Here is a 16,108-nt window from a genome sequence, read left to right on the forward strand (position 1 = left end):
GATTAACAAAAAGTGCGGTGGATTTTCAAAGCGTTTTTAAAACGCTGTAAAAATCCACCGCACTTTTCTTTTCGTTGTGATGGCTATTCATCAAAGGCTTTCAATGCCGCCAGCAACTTCTCACCAAAAGGCTTACGCCACCCCGTCAGCAGCTCTGGCAAATCATCTTCACTATTTTTTAACCAATGCCATTTCATCAGACTTTCCAAATGACGTTTGCCGGCGATAAGTTCCTTCGCTAAATTCGGCGGGGTAATTTGGATTAAATGTTGTTGCAAGGCTTTCAATATGGCTTTGTAACGCGGATCATCGGCGAGCCGTTGAATCGGCGGCGGGTAATCTTCGGGCACGATACGTTTAACCTGATCGATAATTTGTAGCAATTTCTTACCGTGAATACGCACTTCCGCTGTGCTTAAACCCAGTTCCGGCAATGTAGAAATATGCTTCGGATTGCTTTTTGCCACCTGCCATAAATTTTCTGCGCGCACCACAAAATTTAGTGCAAGATCGCGCTTCATCGCCTCTTCCATACGCCATTTAGCCAGCAGTTTTAGGCGCATTAATTCCAATCGGTTCAATTTCCATGCGTTGGGAATAGCGAAATAAGCGCTATCGGGATCTTTGGTTGTCTGCGCCCGCTTGTTCAATAAAAATTCACATTCATTTTCCACCACACTTTGCCACTCGGTTTGCGTAAGCTGTTGTTGCATTTGTTCATATAACGGCAACAAATACCATACATCCGCCGCCGCATATTGCAGCTGCGTATCCGATAACGGGCGTGCCAGCCAATCGGTACGGGAGGCGCCTTTGTCGATTTCAATTTGGAAATAATGTTGCACCAAGGTAGCGAAACCGGTGGAGCCGGCAAAGCCGAGAAAATGCGCCATCACTTGTGTATCACACATCGGGCGCGGCAGCTGCTGAAAATAATGCTGGAATACGTCTAAATCTTCGCTACAAGCATGCAGAATTTTGACCAAATTAGTATCTGCAAGCAATTTAATGAACGGCGAAAAATCCTGAATCGGTAAGGGATCGATTAACGCCACCCGATCGCCGAAATACATCTGAATTAAACCGAGTTTCGGATACAGGGTTCGTACCCGCACAAATTCAGTGTCTAACGCGACTGCACTTTGCTGTCGTGCCGCCTGACATACCCGCGCCAATTCAGCATCATCGGTCACCACCGAAAAGTGCGGTGGATTTTGAACTTCTTTTTTAAGTTGAGGCATAATGAAATAACAAGAGAATGCGGTGTGGCATTCTCTTTCCTTAATTAACCATATTTATTGAAATGACGATTTAATTCGCCGGTCACTTCGCAAGTTCTTCATCACGCAACACGCGACGCAAAATTTTGCCCACATTGCTTTTCGGCAATTCCTCGCGGAACTCAATATCTTTCGGTATTTTGTAACCCGTTAGGTGTTCGCGGCAATGCGTACGCAGTTCATCGCGGGTCAGGCTTTCGTCTTTTTTCACCACAAAAAGCTTAATGGTTTCGCCGGAAACCTCATGAGGCACGCCGATGGCAACCACTTCGGAAACCTTGTTATTCAACATCACCACATCTTCGATTTCATTTGGATACACATTAAAACCGGATACCAGAATCATATCCTTTTTGCGATCCACAATGCGTAAACTGTAATCCTCGTCCATAACCACAATGTCGCCGGTCGCCATCCAGCCGTCTTTAATCACTTCCGCAGTGGCTTCCGGGCGCTGCCAATAACCTTGCATAACCTGCTCGCCTTTCACCCATAACTCGCCCGCTTCGCCGATAGCCGCTTCCGTGTCATCTTCTTTAATAATTTTAATGTCCGTATTCGGCACCGGCACACCGATACTGCCGTTATGTTTCACCACATTAACCGGACAGGCGGCAATCAATGGAGAACATTCCGGCCTTCAATGATGTTACAACCGGTCAATTCATGCCAGCGGGTGGCTACGGCTTGTTGAATCGCCATGCCGCCGCCGACGGAAAGTTTCAATGCGGAGAAATTCACTTCTTTGAAATTCTCGTTGTTTAACAAGGCATTGAATAAGGTATTCACACCGGTAATCGCCACAAAGCGGTGCTTTCTCATTTCTTTCACAAAGCCTTCAATATCACGCGGATTGGTGATTAACACAGCGGTTACACCTAACTCAATGAATAATAAGCAATTTACCGTTAGCGCAAAAACATGATAAAGCGGCAAAGCGAGGATCGCCAAGCGTTCGCGTCCACGATTGCCTACAAACGGGTAAGCAATCCATTTGGCTTGGAACACGTTCACGATAATATTACCGTGGGATAACATCGCCCCTTTCGCTACGCCTGTAGTGCCGCCGGTATATTGCAGGAGGGCCAAATCGTCCCGTTCCATTTGCGGGCGCACATATTGGCGATATTTCCCCACACTCAGCACTTCACGGAAAGTTACCGCATTCGGCAGTTTATATTTCGGCACCAGCTTTTTCACATATTTCACCACGAAATTCACCAAAGTGCGTTTGCCGAAAGAAAGCTGATCGCCCATACGGGTTAAAATCACGTGCTTGACGGCGGTGTTAAACACCACTTTTTCCAAAGTAGAAGCAAAATTTGACACCACCACAATGGCCTTCGCTCCGCTGTCCTGCAGCTGATGCTCCAACTCGCGCGGCGTATAAAGCTGGTTCACATTGACCACCACCAACCCGGCACGCAACACGCCGAACAACGCAATGGGATATTGCAGCAAATTCGGCATCATTAATGCCACGCGATCGCCGCGCTCCAATTTCAATTCATTTTGCAAATAGGCAGCGAAAGCACGGCTACGTTCTTCCAATTTGCGAAACGTCAACACCTTGCCCATATTAATATAAGCGGCACGATCGGGATGTTCGCGCACCGCTTTTTCAAACATATCTAAAATCGAATCGTATTCCGAGGTGTCTAATTGGCGCTCCGCACCTTCCGGATAATTTTTAAACCAAAGTTTTTCCATTGCCGTTCCTTAGGGGAGTTTGGTTATTGTTAATCGGGTTAATTAATATAAATTATAGCGCACGCGCGGTTCAGCCCAAAAGAAGCGGGACGAAAATCCCCAGCCGTAAGGGTAAAACGGTGCGTAGTCATAAATGTCGTCAGGGTCGTAATAATATTCTTTCACCAGCTTCCAAATACGGTATTGATCGGCTTGAACCACGGGATAATTGTAATCCGCCTGATCAATTTTGCCCTGCTCTTTGCCGTTCAGCACTCCGCCGACTGTCACATACTGGTCTTTCAGATTTTCCGGATCCACAAAGCCGTTTAAATAGGCGATAAAACGTCCGTTGCTATAGCTATCCACGATAGGTTTCGCGGAAAAATACGCCACCGTTTGATTCAATACTTCAATTTTGGTTTTATCTTTCAACGCCTGTGCGGAAACCACTTTGCCGCCCAAGCGCACTTTCAGGCAGCGGCAATCGTAATCCTGCGCCTGCACATTTTTCAGATTTAACATTTCGAACTGTTTGGCTTCCAAACCCTGCGGCGCGGATACGCAGCCGGTTAACACAAGGGAAAGTGCGGTGCAAAATAAAAGTATTTTTTTGTTCATTTTAATTCTCCTTTTTAAAAGGTAATTAAGATCTATTCCCGTCCCGGTAATTTCTTCCAAGTGACTTCGTTACGTAAGTAAATCGGCTCAATTTCCAGCGGGCTGATGGTCTCGCCGGCAAACCACTTCGGCAGCGCCAAATCCAGCATATATAACGCGGAAGGCAGGGTAATATCGGTGCTTTTACCAAGGTTCGCCTCGGTAAGTTGCGGGTATGCCGTCCAACCTGTGCCGGCTAACACTGCATTATCGTGTTGGTGCTGCACCACCTGTTCAAGCACTCTCGACGCGCTGCACACCTGCTCGGCAATAATAGGCTGCCAAGCTAAAAACGTACCGAAATCCGACCGCACTTTCCGCGCTTTCCATTGGGCAAAATACACTTCATTCATGCGCGCATCGATGGCGGTCAGCACATTTTCCGACTGATATTGCACATAAGCGGCTTGCGCCATGGCGGCTAAATTTGACACGGGAATCACCGGCAAATTGGCGCCGAACGCCAACCCTTGCGCAATGCCGGCACCGATTCGAACACCGGTAAAACTGCCCGGGCCGCGCCCGAAAACCAAAGCATCCACTTGATAGAGTTTAATTCCCGCCTGCGCCAGAATTTCATCCACCATGGGCAAAATATGTTTGGTATGTTCACGTTGTGCGAATTGTTCCAAATGCGCTTTCTCTCCACCGCGTAACAATGCAACAGAACAAGCTTCTGTAGCCGTATCTAAAGCAAGCAATGTGACATTTTTCATCGTTATTCTGATTCTTCTTTATTGATTGTTGTGAGGAATTGTACCACTTTGTGCAAATCCCGCGTACGTTTAAAATTCGGCAAACTGCGCAAAAAGGTTTCACCGTAAGGGCGCATCACCAAACGATTATCGCAAATAATCACCACGCCGCGATCGGTGACGTCACGAATTAAACGCCCGACACCCTGTTTTAAAGTAATCACCGCTTCAGGAATCTGAATATCATTAAAAGGCTCGCCGCCTTGTAAACGGCAATCTTCAATGCGTGCTTTCAACAAGGGTTCATCCGGCGCGGTAAATGGTAGTTTATCGATAATCACCAAGGACAACGCGTCACCGCGCACATCCACACCTTCCCAGAAACTGGAGGTCGCCACCAACACGCTATGGGATTGCGAAATGAATTGTTCCAACAAAGTGCCTTTCGCCGTTTCACCCTGTAACAAAATGATCAATTTACTGTTCTCACGGAAATATTCCGCCAAACTGCGCATCATGGCATAGGACGTACAAAGCACAAAACAACGCCCTTGGTTGGCTTCGATAATCGGCAGCAGCATTTTGCCTAATTGACTGAAGGTGCTACTGTGATTGGTTGCCGGCAGATAACGCGGCACACAAAGCAGGGATTGTTCTGCGTAATTAAACGGGCTCGGCAGAATTTTCTGCGCCGCGTTTTGAATGCCTAAACGGTGGCAGATATGCTCGAAAGTCCCGCCCACTTCCAAGGTCGCCGAGGTAAAAATCCAGGCGCATTTTTGCTTCGCCATTTGCTCACCGAATTTATCCGCCACGGTCAGTGGCGTAATGTGCAAGCCGAACTGGCGGCCGATACATTCAAACCAATAGCAATAGCCGGTAATTTCCGTTTCCGTGAGGCGCTTAAGCAAATTTTGTAGCTGGGCGATGCGCTCAAAAATGCTATCCAGAGTTTGCGAACGCCCCAAGCCGAGCTTCACCACGTCCGCCGTAAAATTGAGTTTTTCCAATAAAAAACCAAAGGATTTTTTGACCGCACTTTGCTGCAATATTTGTCGCCAATTGCCACGCAGATTGCCTTCGCCCAACATCAACCGGAAATCCTGCACAATTTTTACCAGCTGATCCGCCGCTACGCCAAGCTGTTTCATGTCTTTCACTTCGGTGCGATAAGTAATTTGAATATCTTTGCACAAATCAAACAGCTGGCGCGAGGTGACCGATTGTCCGAAATATTGACTGGCAATATCAGGGAGCTGATGGGCTTCGTCAAACACGATCACTTCCGCATTGGGAATCAATTCGCCGAAGCCGTTTTCTTTCACCACCATGTCGGCAAAAAATAAATGATGATTGACCACCACCAAATCCGCATTGAGCGCTTTTTTCCGCGCCAATGCCACGTAACAATCGGCATAATTCGGGCAATCGCTGCCAAGGCAGCTTTCGGCAGTGCTGGTTAATTGCGTCAGGATCGGGCTGTCTTCGGCAATTTCGATACATTCGGACAAATCGCCGGTTTTCGTGGCATTGCGCCATTTACGCACTTTGGACAAATCATGCAACACACTACGATCGCCCAGCACGCCCTGCGCAATCACCTGCTCCAGCCGTTCCAGACATAAATAATTGGCGCGCCCTTTTAATAACGCGATTTTACCGCTGTAACCTAGGGCTTTTTGAATGGCGGGTAGGTCGCGATTAAATAGCTGATCCTGCAAGTTTTTGGAACCGGTGGAAATAATGGTTTTCTTCTTCGCCAATAATGCCGGCGCCAAATAGGCAAAGGTTTTGCCTGTGCCGGTGCCGGCTTCCACCACCAACGCGCCATGCTGTTCAATGGCTTTGCCCACCGCCATAGCCATTTCCTGCTGTTCCGCGCGGGGACGAAAGCCCTTGATGTACGCACTTAACTCGCCATCATGGGAAAAGACCTTGCTAATTTGTTCCGAATACGCCATTATTTTTTTCATCTGTTAAAAAGTCGGCACAGTATAGCAGATTTCCCCTCTTTCTGAATCAACAAGGACAAGATGATGATCAATATTCAACGACAACAACAAATCACGCCCGAACTGAGCTTATATACCTATAACGAAATTCCCGTTTTACATTTACAACACGCCATAGGCACGGCAAAAATCGCCTTACAAGGGGCGCATTTATTCAGCTGGCAGCCGGCGCACAGTAAACAGGACGTGCTGTGGCTAAGTGAAATCGAACCCTTTGAAACCAGCACGGCAATTCGCGGCGGCATTCCTATTTGTTATCCGTGGTTTAATAACGCCGGCACACCTGCCCACGGGTTCGCCCGTATCAGCCTGTGGCAGTTGAGCGATTACGCAATTAATGCCGATAAAGTGCGGTTGGTTTTTTCGTTGTTTTCCGCGCACAATGTGATTTTAGCGAAAGTAGAAATGATTTTCGGCAAACATTGTGACTTGCGCTTTACCCATTACGGTGAAGCAGGAATGGAAAAAGTGCAGCTGGCGTTACACAGTTATTTCAACATCGGTAATATCACCCATACCGACATCGCCAACCTGCCGACGGAATGCTTCAACGCCCTCACCCGCCAACAAGAAAGCGTGCCGTCACCACGCCATATTGCGGAAAATGTGGATTGTGTTTACACCACCCAACAACCGACGGAAATTCGCGACTATGACAATCAACGCACAATCATTGTGGAACATCACAATGCCGGCGATGTGGTACTGTGGAACCCATGGCACAAACCTACCGGTAACATGACAGAAAACGGCTATCAAACTATGGTCTGCGTGGAAACGGCACGAATCAATCGCTATCTTGATGCAGGGGAAACGGTGGCGGTGAGATTGCGTGTGGAATAATGAATTATCTTAGTCACTTCTGAAAACACGAATCTCCTAGCCATAGCCGTTTGAAATATTTTGGCTCTTTAGTAACTTGGCTCCCCTCGTTTACAGGGGGTAAGATACTTTTGAAATATCAATGTATTACATGTTTCGAACGGTTGTGGTTAGGAAACGTGCTAGCGTAGTGATTATTAATAGTATGATATGTAAAAAAGTGCGGTGGATATTGAAAGTGTTTTTTGGACTCGAGAAATGATTGGGAAAATGACCCGCACTTTTGACTAAATATGAATGATTATGCTGACACGCGTCTCCTGACGCGTATCCTTTGTTAAAAAACGTTCAAATGAAAAACACTAAAAAAACCGACCGCACTTTGCTATAATGCGCCCCGTTAATTTCACTTAAAAAATAAGAGACAACCATGACCGACTTTCCCTATATTCGTGACCTCAACGAACATAACCTTAATGAAACTCTGCAGCTTTCCCAAAATTATCCGTTAGTCATTATCTTTTATGCACCCAGCCATACCGATTCCGTGGCGTTTGTTAAAACGTTGGAAAACTACGCCAATCAATACCAAGGGCAGTTTGTGTTAGCCAAAGTGGATTGTGAAAAAGAACAAATGGTGGCGGCGCAATTCCACGTTCAGGCGTTGCCGACCACCTATTTATTCAGAGACGGGCAAGCCTTGGATGCGTTTCAAGGGGCATTGGATAATGCCACATTGCAACAGCGTTTGAATGCGATTTTACCGAAAGAGGAAGAAATTAAGTTTAATCAAGCGTTGGAATTGCTCGCCGTCGAAAATTACGAACAGGCATTGCCGTTGTTAAAAGATGCCTGGGAGTTGTCCGACCAGAAAAACAGTGAAATTGCGCTGCTCTATGCGGAAACCTATATCGCTATGAAGAAAACCGAGCCTGCGCAACAGATTTTAAATAAGATCCCGCTACAGGATCGCGACAGCCGCTGGCAGGGCTTGCAGGCGCAAATTGAATTATTGATTAAAGCCGCCGACACGCCGGAAATCCAGCAATTACAAGAAGAATTTGCCCAAGGGCCGACAAATGATCTTGCCTTAAAACTGGCGTTGCAATTACATCAAGCCAACCGCAATGAAGAAGCACTGGATCTGTTATTTAGGATTTTGCGTCAGGATTTAAGTGCGGAAGAAGGTAAAATCAAACAGGAATTTTTATCTATTTTAGCCGCTATCGGTAACAATGATCCCGTGGCTAATAAATACCGCCGATTGATCTATTCGTTGTTGTACTGACGGGAAATCTTCTATAATGTACCTGCCCTTTCAACTATTATTTTAAAAAAGGATTATTTATGTCTGAAATTAAACACGCTCAATTACTCATTTTAGGCTCCGGCCCTGCCGGCTATACTGCTGCGATTTATGCGGCACGCGCTAATTTGAAACCGTTATTAGTAACCGGTTTACAACAAGGCGGTCAACTAACTACCACCAATGAAATTGAAAACTGGCCGGGCGATTTCGGTGAAACTACCGGTCCGGAACTGATGCAAAGAATGCTACAACACGCAGAAAAATTCGAGACGGAAATTGTCTTCGATCATATTAACCGTGTTGATCTTTCCTCCCGCCCATTCAAATTATACGGTGATGCTCAAACCTTTAGCTGTGATGCGTTAATTATCGCTACCGGTGCCTCCGCCCGCTATTTGGGATTACCGACCGAAGAAAGCTACAAAGGTCGTGGCGTTTCTGCCTGTGCCACCTGTGACGGATTCTTTTATCGCAATAAGCCTGTTGCAGTGATCGGCGGTGGCAATACGGCGGTCGAAGAAGCTTTGTATTTAGCCAATATTGCCAGCGAAGTGCATTTGATTCACCGTCGCGACAGCTTCCGCGCGGAAAAAATCCTTATTGATCGCCTATACAAAAAAGTAGAAGAAGGCAAAATCATTCTACATACCCACCGCACTTTAGACGAAGTATTAGGTGATAACATGGGCGTGACCGGAGTACGATTAAAAGACGTGCAGTCCGATGCCACCGAGGACGTCATGTTAGACGGCGTATTCGTCGCCATCGGTCATGCGCCGAACACGGAAATTTTCCAAGGTCAGCTTGAATTAAACAACGGCTATATCGTGGTGAAATCAGGCTTAGAAGGTAATGCCACCGCCACTTCCGTGGAGGGTGTCTTCGCCGCCGGTGATGTGATGGATCACAATTATCGCCAGGCAATTACCTCTGCCGGCACCGGTTGTATGGCAGCATTGGATGCCGAGCGTTATTTAGACGCGCAAAAATAAATCAAACGGGCGTTGTGTTCCGTCAATAAAATCATAATGTTACAACACGGTGGGCTTTAAAGCCCGCCTTATGTTTTTTCTATCTTTTGTAAAAAACCGCAACTTATGGACAAATCCCGTCAAAAGTATTTGCAACAATGGTTACGCACGCAGCAAAAGCCAATTAAAGAATATTTAAACCTTAACATCCTCCTTGCTTCCCTTTCCTCCGTCATTCTCGTGGCGCAAACCTATTTACTGGCGTCATTGCTGTATAAAATCATTATTGTTAATAAAGCAATTAGTGGTCTTATACCTTATTTTATCGGCTTGATTGTGGGATTTGCATTGCGCGCTCTGATTTTATGGTTACGGGAAAAAATCGGCTTTAAGTGCGGTCAATTATTACGAAATAGTATTCGCCGGCAAATTCTGGATAAAATTCATCAGGTCGGTCCTGCCACCATTAACAACAAACCGGCGGGTAGCTGGGCGACGATCATGTTGGAACAGGTAGAAAACCTGCACAATTTCTACGCCCGTTATTTGCCGCAACAAGCGCTTTCCGCCATTGTACCGATCATTATTCTAATTGCGGTTTTCCCACTGAATTGGGCGGCAGGTTTGATTTTAATAGGCACCGCACCGCTGATCCCGATTTTCATGATTTTAGTGGGCAAAGCAGCAGCAGACAGCAGCCAAAAGAACATGGACACCCTCGCCCGTTTAAGCGGGCAATTTTTAGATCGGCTGCGTGGCTTGGAAACCTTACGTTTATTTGACCGCACTTTGGAACAAACCCGCTACATTGAAGAAAGCACGGAAGACTTCCGTGAAACTACTATGGACGTGCTGAAAATGGCGTTCCTCTCCTCTGCCGTGCTGGAATTTTTCACCTCCATCTCTATAGCATTAATGGCGGTATATTTCGGTTTTAGTTATTTAGGGCAAATCGAATTCGGTACTTACGGCACGCCAATCACCCTGTTTATCGGTTTCTTCTGCTTGATTCTCGCACCGGAATTTTATCAACCATTACGCGATCTCGGCACCTATTATCACGACCGCGCCGCAGGTATCGGGGCGGCAGATGCCATTGTGGATTTTCTGGAAGCCGATTATTTAACTGCCCAAGGCGATAAAAAAGCGGCATTTGAAGGAAAAAGTGCGGTAGAAATTTCAGGTGAAAATCTGGTGGTCTTATCGCCGCAAGGTAAACCGCTGACGGAAGTCCTGAATTTTTCTATTCCACCACACAGCCATATTGCCATCGTCGGGCAAAGCGGTGCCGGCAAAACTTCGCTCATCAACGCCATGTTAGGTTTTCTGCCGTATCAAGGCAGCCTGAAAATTAACGGACAAGAATTGCGCGATTTGGATTTAATGCAATGGCGTAAACATATTGCCTGGGTAGGGCAAAACCCGCTGCTGCTACAAGGCACCATTAAAGAAAATTTATTGCTGGGTGATATTCAAGCCGACGAACAGGAAATTGATCATGCCTTGCGCTTGGCACAAGCAAAAGAGTTTACCGATCGGCTTGGTCTGGAAGCAGAAATTAAAGAAGGCGGCATCGGTGTTTCCGTGGGGCAGGCGCAACGTTTGGCAGTGGCACGTGCACTGCTGCACAAAGGTGATTTGCTGTTGTTGGACGAACCTACCGCCAGCCTGGATGCCCAATCGGAAAATCAGGTGTTGCAGGCATTGCAACAAATTAGTCAACAGCAAACCACGGTAATGATCACTCACCGTATTGAAGATCTGAAACAATGCGACAATATTTTGGTCATGCGCCATGGGCAAATTATTCAACAAGGGCATTTTGACCAACTACAACACCAAGGTTTCTTCGCCGAATTATTGGCACAACGACAACAGGATATTCACTAATGCGCGCATTATTGCCTTTTCTTCGTTTATTTAAATTCGCCAAACTGCCGTTAATTTTAGGCGGCTTGCTGATGATTTTAGGGCTGGCGTCCAGTATCGGGTTGCTCACCCTTTCCGGCTGGTTTCTTGCCGCCACCGCCATCGCCGGTTTCGGCTCGCTATTTAACTTTTTCTACCCATCCGCCAGCGTACGCGGTTTGGCAATCGGGCGTACCGTGGCGCGCTACCTTGAAAAAGTGGTCACCCATGACGCCACCTTCCGCGTATTGGCAAAACTGCGCGTGCAGGTGTTTGACAAAATCATTCCGTTAAGCCCTGCGCTGCTCAACCGTTATCGTAACAGCGATTTATTAAACCGCTTGGTTGCCGATGTGGACACCCTCGACAGCCTATATCTTCGCCTCATTGCGCCCTTTATCAGCGCCATAGTGGTGATTGCGTTCATTACCTTTGGCTTGAGTTTTATTAATGCCCCGCTCGCGCTGTTTATCGGTTTCACATTACTGGCGCTCTTGCTGGTTATCCTGACGATTTTTTACCATTTGGGTAACAAATTCGGCGCCAAACTTACCCAATCCCGCGCCCTTTACCGCACGCAATTTATCGAATTTATTCAGGCGCAAGCGGAATTATTGCTGTTTAACGGCGAGGACAAGGTCAAAGAAAAACTGAACCAAACGGAACAACAATGGCAGGCTTACCAACAACGGGAAGCCAATTTATCGGGATTTTCCACCGCACTTTTATTGTTCGCCAACGGTTTGCTGTTATGTGTCACCTTGTGGTTTGCCGCCCAAGCGGATTTAGGCAACGATGAATACCGCATGGCGTTTATCGGCTTATTTGCCTTTGCCGCCCTTGCCTCGTTTGAAATCCTGATGCCTATCGGCGCAGCATTTTTACACATCGGGCAAGTGGTTACCTCTGCCGAGCGGGTAACGGACATTATTGAACAACAGCCGTTATTGGATTTTTCCGGTACGCAAGAAGTGGAACCCGATGAACAACAGCCGTTATTGCAAATGACAAATCTGCATTTTACTTACCCGCAACGCACTAATCCGGCGCTGGTGGATTTAACCCTCAACATTCAAGCCGGCGAAAAAGTTGCCATTTTAGGCAAAACCGGTAGCGGAAAATCCACGTTGTTGCAATTATTAGTTCGTAACTATGATGCCAACCAAGGTGAAATTCTGCTGGCAGGCAAACCGATTCAAACGTATAGCGAAACTGCCCTGCGCCAACAATTTTGCTTCTTGACCCAACGGGTGCACGTGTTCAGCGACACATTGCGCAATAACCTGCAACTTGCCAATCATGCTCCGTTGAGCGATGAAAAAATGCTTGCCGTGCTACAACAAGTGGGCTTGGAAAAACTCGTGAATCAGGAACAAGGCTTGGATTTATGGCTCGGTGACGGCGGTCGTCCGTTATCCGGCGGTGAACAACGCCGTTTGGGCTTGGCTCGGGTGCTATTAAATGACGCACCGATTTTACTGTTAGATGAGCCAACGGAAGGTTTGGATCGTGAAACGGAACGCCACATTCTGCAGGCAATTTTGGCACACAGCCGTGGAAAAACATTAATTATGGTGACGCACCGCTTAACCGCTATTGAACAATTTGATCAGTTGGTCATGATTGATAACAATCAATTAATTGAACAAGGTGCTTATCTGGATTTAATCAGTAAAGAAAATGGCTTTTTCAAGCAATTGACACAACGCATTTAATTGGGAAGGCTGGAAAGGTGGAAACCTTCCCAGCTTGATCTCGGCACACGAAAATTCTGACTCTGGCTGCTTTCTTCCGAACCTGACCTGGTAAACCAGACTTCATTGCGAGGGACCGAAAAGGTTTCCATTGAATTAACCGCAAGATTTCATTTCACACTGGCGATTAAGGGTTTGCATTATGCAATAAGCCCCGCCGAATTGCAAATGTTATCTCCGTATGAAAGGGAAAGTGCCCGAACTTTAAACAAACGAGGAAAATAATGACCGCACTTTCCGATGCAACTCACACAGCATGAATTAAACCGGATTTATGCAGCGGGTTAACGCCTTATATTAAGATTGAAAAAATGCCTGATAATGAAATTTATCAGGCATTTTTTTATAAACGTACACCGGTGCCAACACCGAACCCTACACCAACGCCATTGGAACCGCCACTTGCACCGACACCTACGGAACACGCTGCCAGGCTAAATAGAATAAATACTGCCAGGATAATTTTTTTCATACTTCGCCTCTTTTCACTTTTTCCACATTTCTAAATAAACGATACACCCCGATTAAATCTTTTTTAGCAATATATTTAAACGGCAATAATAAATAATACAAAAAACGATAATGGCATACGGAAGACATCATATCCTGCCACTCTTGAGGTTCACAATCCTGTTCATAACCGCGCATAACCGTGCGGACAGTTTCATCGGAAATATTTTCCTCACGACATAAATTATAAATAAACAAAATCAAATCGCGCACTTTCTGACGAGGTAAGTTCCGTTTTGTTGCGTCCACTTCAAAGTCAATAAATAACACCCTGCCGTCATGCCATAAAATATCCCGAATTGCCGGGCGCCCGTGCACCAGTCCCTGTTGATGTAACTGCGCCAAGGCTTTAGCACAATCCAACAGAATCTGTTGTTTGGTTTGCGTTGGAATATTATCGTCAACCCAATTCGCTACGCTTTTGCCACCATCTTCCAGCACCAGATAATCTTTACCGAAAGCGGCTAATTTCGGCACCGGTGCTTGTCGTTGTGCAAGATACTGCAAACTCCGGAGCTCGTTTTGAAATGCCTGCTGCGGATGCGGTTTTAGCAAATGCCACACGCCTTTTAATTGTTCCGGTTGTTTCAGCCAATAATTTTTGTTCCCGTAGGTAAAATAATAGACCCGCTCCCCTTTATGTTCTGCTAAGAGCCGCTGAACATATTGCGCAAAAGAAAACGTCACTGAGTCTGACATAATAGAATCCCTATAAAAGAAAAGTGCGGTCAAAATTAACCGCACTTTTTGTGCAATCCTGCCGGTTATTTCTTAATTAAACTTAATTTTGCAACCCGGTTGCCGGACAACCGGCAATCCATTTTATAGAACCGATTACCGTTTAAACGCACATCAGCAGCTAAGCGGGAATTGCTGTTAGCGTGGTTAGCAGAACTACGAAATACGCGTGAAGTTTGTGCCACCTGTTGAATTTTTGCAATACAAAGGTAATTTAATTTGGCATCGTTACCGGTTTTCACGTTAACCACGCCTTTATCCGCATTGTTTGAACCCAACATTTTGTACAGTTTCATGGCTTCGGCGACTAAGGCTTTTTGTGCTCGGTTTGCCGCGTCAATGTTGCGAACTTTGCCATTTTCCTGCGCGACGGAAACTTTGCCTCCTTTATAGAAAAATAATTTATTGTCACTACCGTTGCTAACTTTAATCAATTCCGGTTGTCCATTTAAGTAAGCTGTATATTGCGTATTGTTGTCGACATATTCAAATGTCGGCAAGGTTTCCGCTTTTTGCAGTAACGCTTTCACATCGGCATTTGCCTGCATCATCTCAGCGACGGAACCCGACGTACCGGCGGTTTTAATTTCAGATAACGAACCACACGCCGATAACAGTAAAATTGATGAGCATAAGACCACCCTGATGATATATTTCTGCATGAAAATAAGCCCCTTGAATTGATAAAAGTGCGGTCTAGTTTAACCGTTTTTTTATTTTTTTTAAACCTTACGATTAGGAGAATACCTATGTTTGCTTGGTTAAAACCGAAATTTGTGACATTACTTTGTGCACTTTTGCTGACCTCAACATTATCAACATCCGCATTTGCCCTTGCCATCAGCGAAAATGAAATCAACCAATTGCTGGCTCGGTACAATAATTATAAAAATAATTATGGCATTCCCGGTCTTGCCAGCGTGGATTACAATCTGCACGATTTCAGCGCCAGAATCGGGCAATCCGCGGGAAAACGCTTGGAATTGAGCGGCATTATCGACGGCTTATTCAAACTGCCTACCGATCAGTTTTCCGCCAAATTGAACCTCACCTTCGACACTGTGCCTTATTATGATGCGCAAAAAGGTGCGATTTATTTGAAGGATATTCGCGTACTACGCTGGTCCGGCTCGCCTGAACAATACATGGGGCAAATTCAAAGTCTGGTGCCGTTACTCACCAACAATATCGCCACCTATCTGAGCAACACGCCGGTTTATACCCTAGACGAAAAAAATCCACGGGATATGATGATTAAACAAGCCGCTAAAGGCATTCGGGTAGAACAAGGCAGATTGGAAGTGGACACCTTTGATAATTTGCTAAAACCATAATTTCAGGCAAAAATAAAGGCTGAACAAGGATTCAGCCTTTTTTATTATAGCTAGACAACGTCTAGCTATAAAAACCGTACGCTATGCGTATGGAATCAAAGAGCTTAAGCGGTCAACATAAAAAATCCTCACTATATAATGAATAAGGCTGACAACCAAAATTCAAGATATAGGAGGATAAGTCAATGGTAAGTAAAGCCAATGACGATTCAAGTCTATCACACACCAAATGGAACTGTAAGTATCACATCGTCTTCACCCCGAAATATAGAAGAAAAGCCATTTACGGAAGGCTTAGAACGGATATAGGTAGCATATTAAGGCAGTTATGCGACTATAAAAATGTGGAAATAATAGAAGCGTACGCAATGAAAGAGCATATTCATATGCTTCTAAAAATTCCGCCGAAATTATCGGTATCAAGTT

At 45.8% G+C, this 16,108-nt stretch carries 13 protein-coding genes, 1 other RNA gene and 2 pseudogenes; 7 read left to right on the forward strand and 9 right to left on the reverse strand.

Translation table 11 applies throughout. The features are described from left to right. Positions 1 to 83: 83 nt before the first annotated feature. From rnd to A3CS_RS0103540, 5 genes and pseudogenes are all read right to left on the reverse strand, one after another. The gene (gene rnd, locus A3CS_RS0103520) at positions 84 to 1,241 is read right to left on the reverse strand and encodes a ribonuclease D (RefSeq protein WP_005547999.1); all 1,158 of its coding nucleotides are present in this window, start codon (positions 1,239 to 1,241) and stop codon (positions 84 to 86) included. An 82-nt stretch (positions 1,242 to 1,323) separates the two neighbouring features. Next, positions 1,324 to 2,990 (reverse strand): annotated as a pseudogene (fadD, locus tag A3CS_RS01000000110820) (long-chain-fatty-acid--CoA ligase FadD). A gap of 42 nt (positions 2,991 to 3,032) precedes the next feature. Beyond that, positions 3,033 to 3,590: a Slp family lipoprotein gene (locus tag A3CS_RS0103530; RefSeq protein WP_005548003.1), complete on the reverse strand. Its 558-nt coding sequence runs from the start codon at positions 3,588 to 3,590 to the stop codon at positions 3,033 to 3,035. A gap of 32 nt (positions 3,591 to 3,622) precedes the next feature. Beyond that, positions 3,623 to 4,345: a tRNA (adenosine(37)-N6)-threonylcarbamoyltransferase complex dimerization subunit type 1 TsaB gene (gene tsaB / locus A3CS_RS0103535; protein WP_005548005.1), complete on the reverse strand. Its 723-nt coding sequence runs from the start codon at positions 4,343 to 4,345 to the stop codon at positions 3,623 to 3,625. A 2-nt stretch (positions 4,346 to 4,347) separates the two neighbouring features. Next, positions 4,348 to 6,285 carry an ATP-dependent DNA helicase gene (locus tag A3CS_RS0103540; RefSeq protein ID WP_019518241.1) on the reverse strand — a complete coding sequence of 646 codons (1,938 nt, stop codon included), beginning with the start codon at positions 6,283 to 6,285 and terminating at the stop codon, positions 4,348 to 4,350. 75 nt (positions 6,286 to 6,360) lie between these two features. Between A3CS_RS0103540 and A3CS_RS0103545 the strand changes: the two genes are divergently transcribed. From A3CS_RS0103545 to cydC, 5 genes are all read left to right on the forward strand, one after another. Further along, a complete protein-coding gene (locus A3CS_RS0103545) occupies positions 6,361 to 7,179 on the forward strand; it encodes a D-hexose-6-phosphate mutarotase (RefSeq protein ID WP_005567336.1) in 819 nt (272 codons plus the stop codon). Positions 7,180 to 7,588: 409 nt separating this feature from the next. Further along, a complete protein-coding gene (locus A3CS_RS0103550; protein WP_005548014.1) occupies positions 7,589 to 8,446 on the forward strand; it encodes a co-chaperone YbbN in 858 nt (285 codons plus the stop codon). A 59-nt stretch (positions 8,447 to 8,505) separates the two neighbouring features. Continuing rightward, positions 8,506 to 9,459 carry a thioredoxin-disulfide reductase gene (gene trxB / locus A3CS_RS0103555; protein WP_005548017.1) on the forward strand — a complete coding sequence of 318 codons (954 nt, stop codon included), beginning with the start codon at positions 8,506 to 8,508 and terminating at the stop codon, positions 9,457 to 9,459. Between the two features lie 105 nt (positions 9,460 to 9,564). Further along, entirely contained in the window at positions 9,565 to 11,328 is a 1,764-nt protein-coding gene (gene cydD / locus A3CS_RS0103560; RefSeq protein WP_005548020.1) for a heme ABC transporter permease/ATP-binding protein CydD, read from the forward strand. Further along, positions 11,328 to 13,061, forward strand: a complete 1,734-nt coding sequence (cydC, locus tag A3CS_RS0103565) for a heme ABC transporter ATP-binding protein/permease CydC (RefSeq protein ID WP_019518242.1) — start codon at positions 11,328 to 11,330, stop codon at positions 13,059 to 13,061. The genes cydD and cydC overlap by 1 nt, the downstream gene beginning before the upstream one ends. Positions 13,062 to 13,084: 23 nt before the next feature. Here the strand turns inward: cydC and ffs are convergent. The 4 genes from ffs to A3CS_RS0103580 form a co-directional block, all read right to left on the reverse strand. Then, positions 13,085 to 13,183: signal recognition particle sRNA small type (ffs, locus tag A3CS_RS1000000111385), an RNA gene on the reverse strand. A 260-nt stretch (positions 13,184 to 13,443) separates the two neighbouring features. Then, complete coding sequence (locus tag A3CS_RS1000000112400; RefSeq protein WP_005542417.1) at positions 13,444 to 13,572, reverse strand: lipoprotein; 129 nt, start codon at positions 13,570 to 13,572, stop codon at positions 13,444 to 13,446. After that, positions 13,569 to 14,309 (reverse strand): lipopolysaccharide kinase InaA family protein, encoded by a 741-nt coding sequence (locus A3CS_RS0103575; protein ID WP_005559866.1) that lies wholly within the window; start codon positions 14,307 to 14,309, stop codon positions 13,569 to 13,571. The genes A3CS_RS1000000112400 and A3CS_RS0103575 overlap by 4 nt, the downstream gene beginning before the upstream one ends. A 65-nt stretch (positions 14,310 to 14,374) precedes the next feature. Next, positions 14,375 to 15,010, reverse strand: coding sequence for a hypothetical protein (locus tag A3CS_RS0103580; RefSeq protein WP_005548027.1), 636 nt, complete (start codon positions 15,008 to 15,010; stop codon positions 14,375 to 14,377). Between the two features lie 87 nt (positions 15,011 to 15,097). Here A3CS_RS0103580 and A3CS_RS0103585 point away from each other — a divergent pair, with 87 nt between their 5' ends. Beyond that, positions 15,098 to 15,682, forward strand: coding sequence for a DUF1439 domain-containing protein (locus tag A3CS_RS0103585; protein WP_005589099.1), 585 nt, complete (start codon positions 15,098 to 15,100; stop codon positions 15,680 to 15,682). A 185-nt stretch (positions 15,683 to 15,867) separates the two neighbouring features. Next, positions 15,868 to 16,108: pseudogene (gene tnpA / locus A3CS_RS1000000111390) on the forward strand (IS200/IS605-like element ISAac1 family transposase); the annotation flags it as partial.

It is taken from the genome of Aggregatibacter actinomycetemcomitans DSM 8324, assembly GCF_000372365.1.
GTDB classification, from domain to species: Bacteria; Pseudomonadota; Gammaproteobacteria; order Enterobacterales; family Pasteurellaceae; genus Aggregatibacter; species Aggregatibacter actinomycetemcomitans.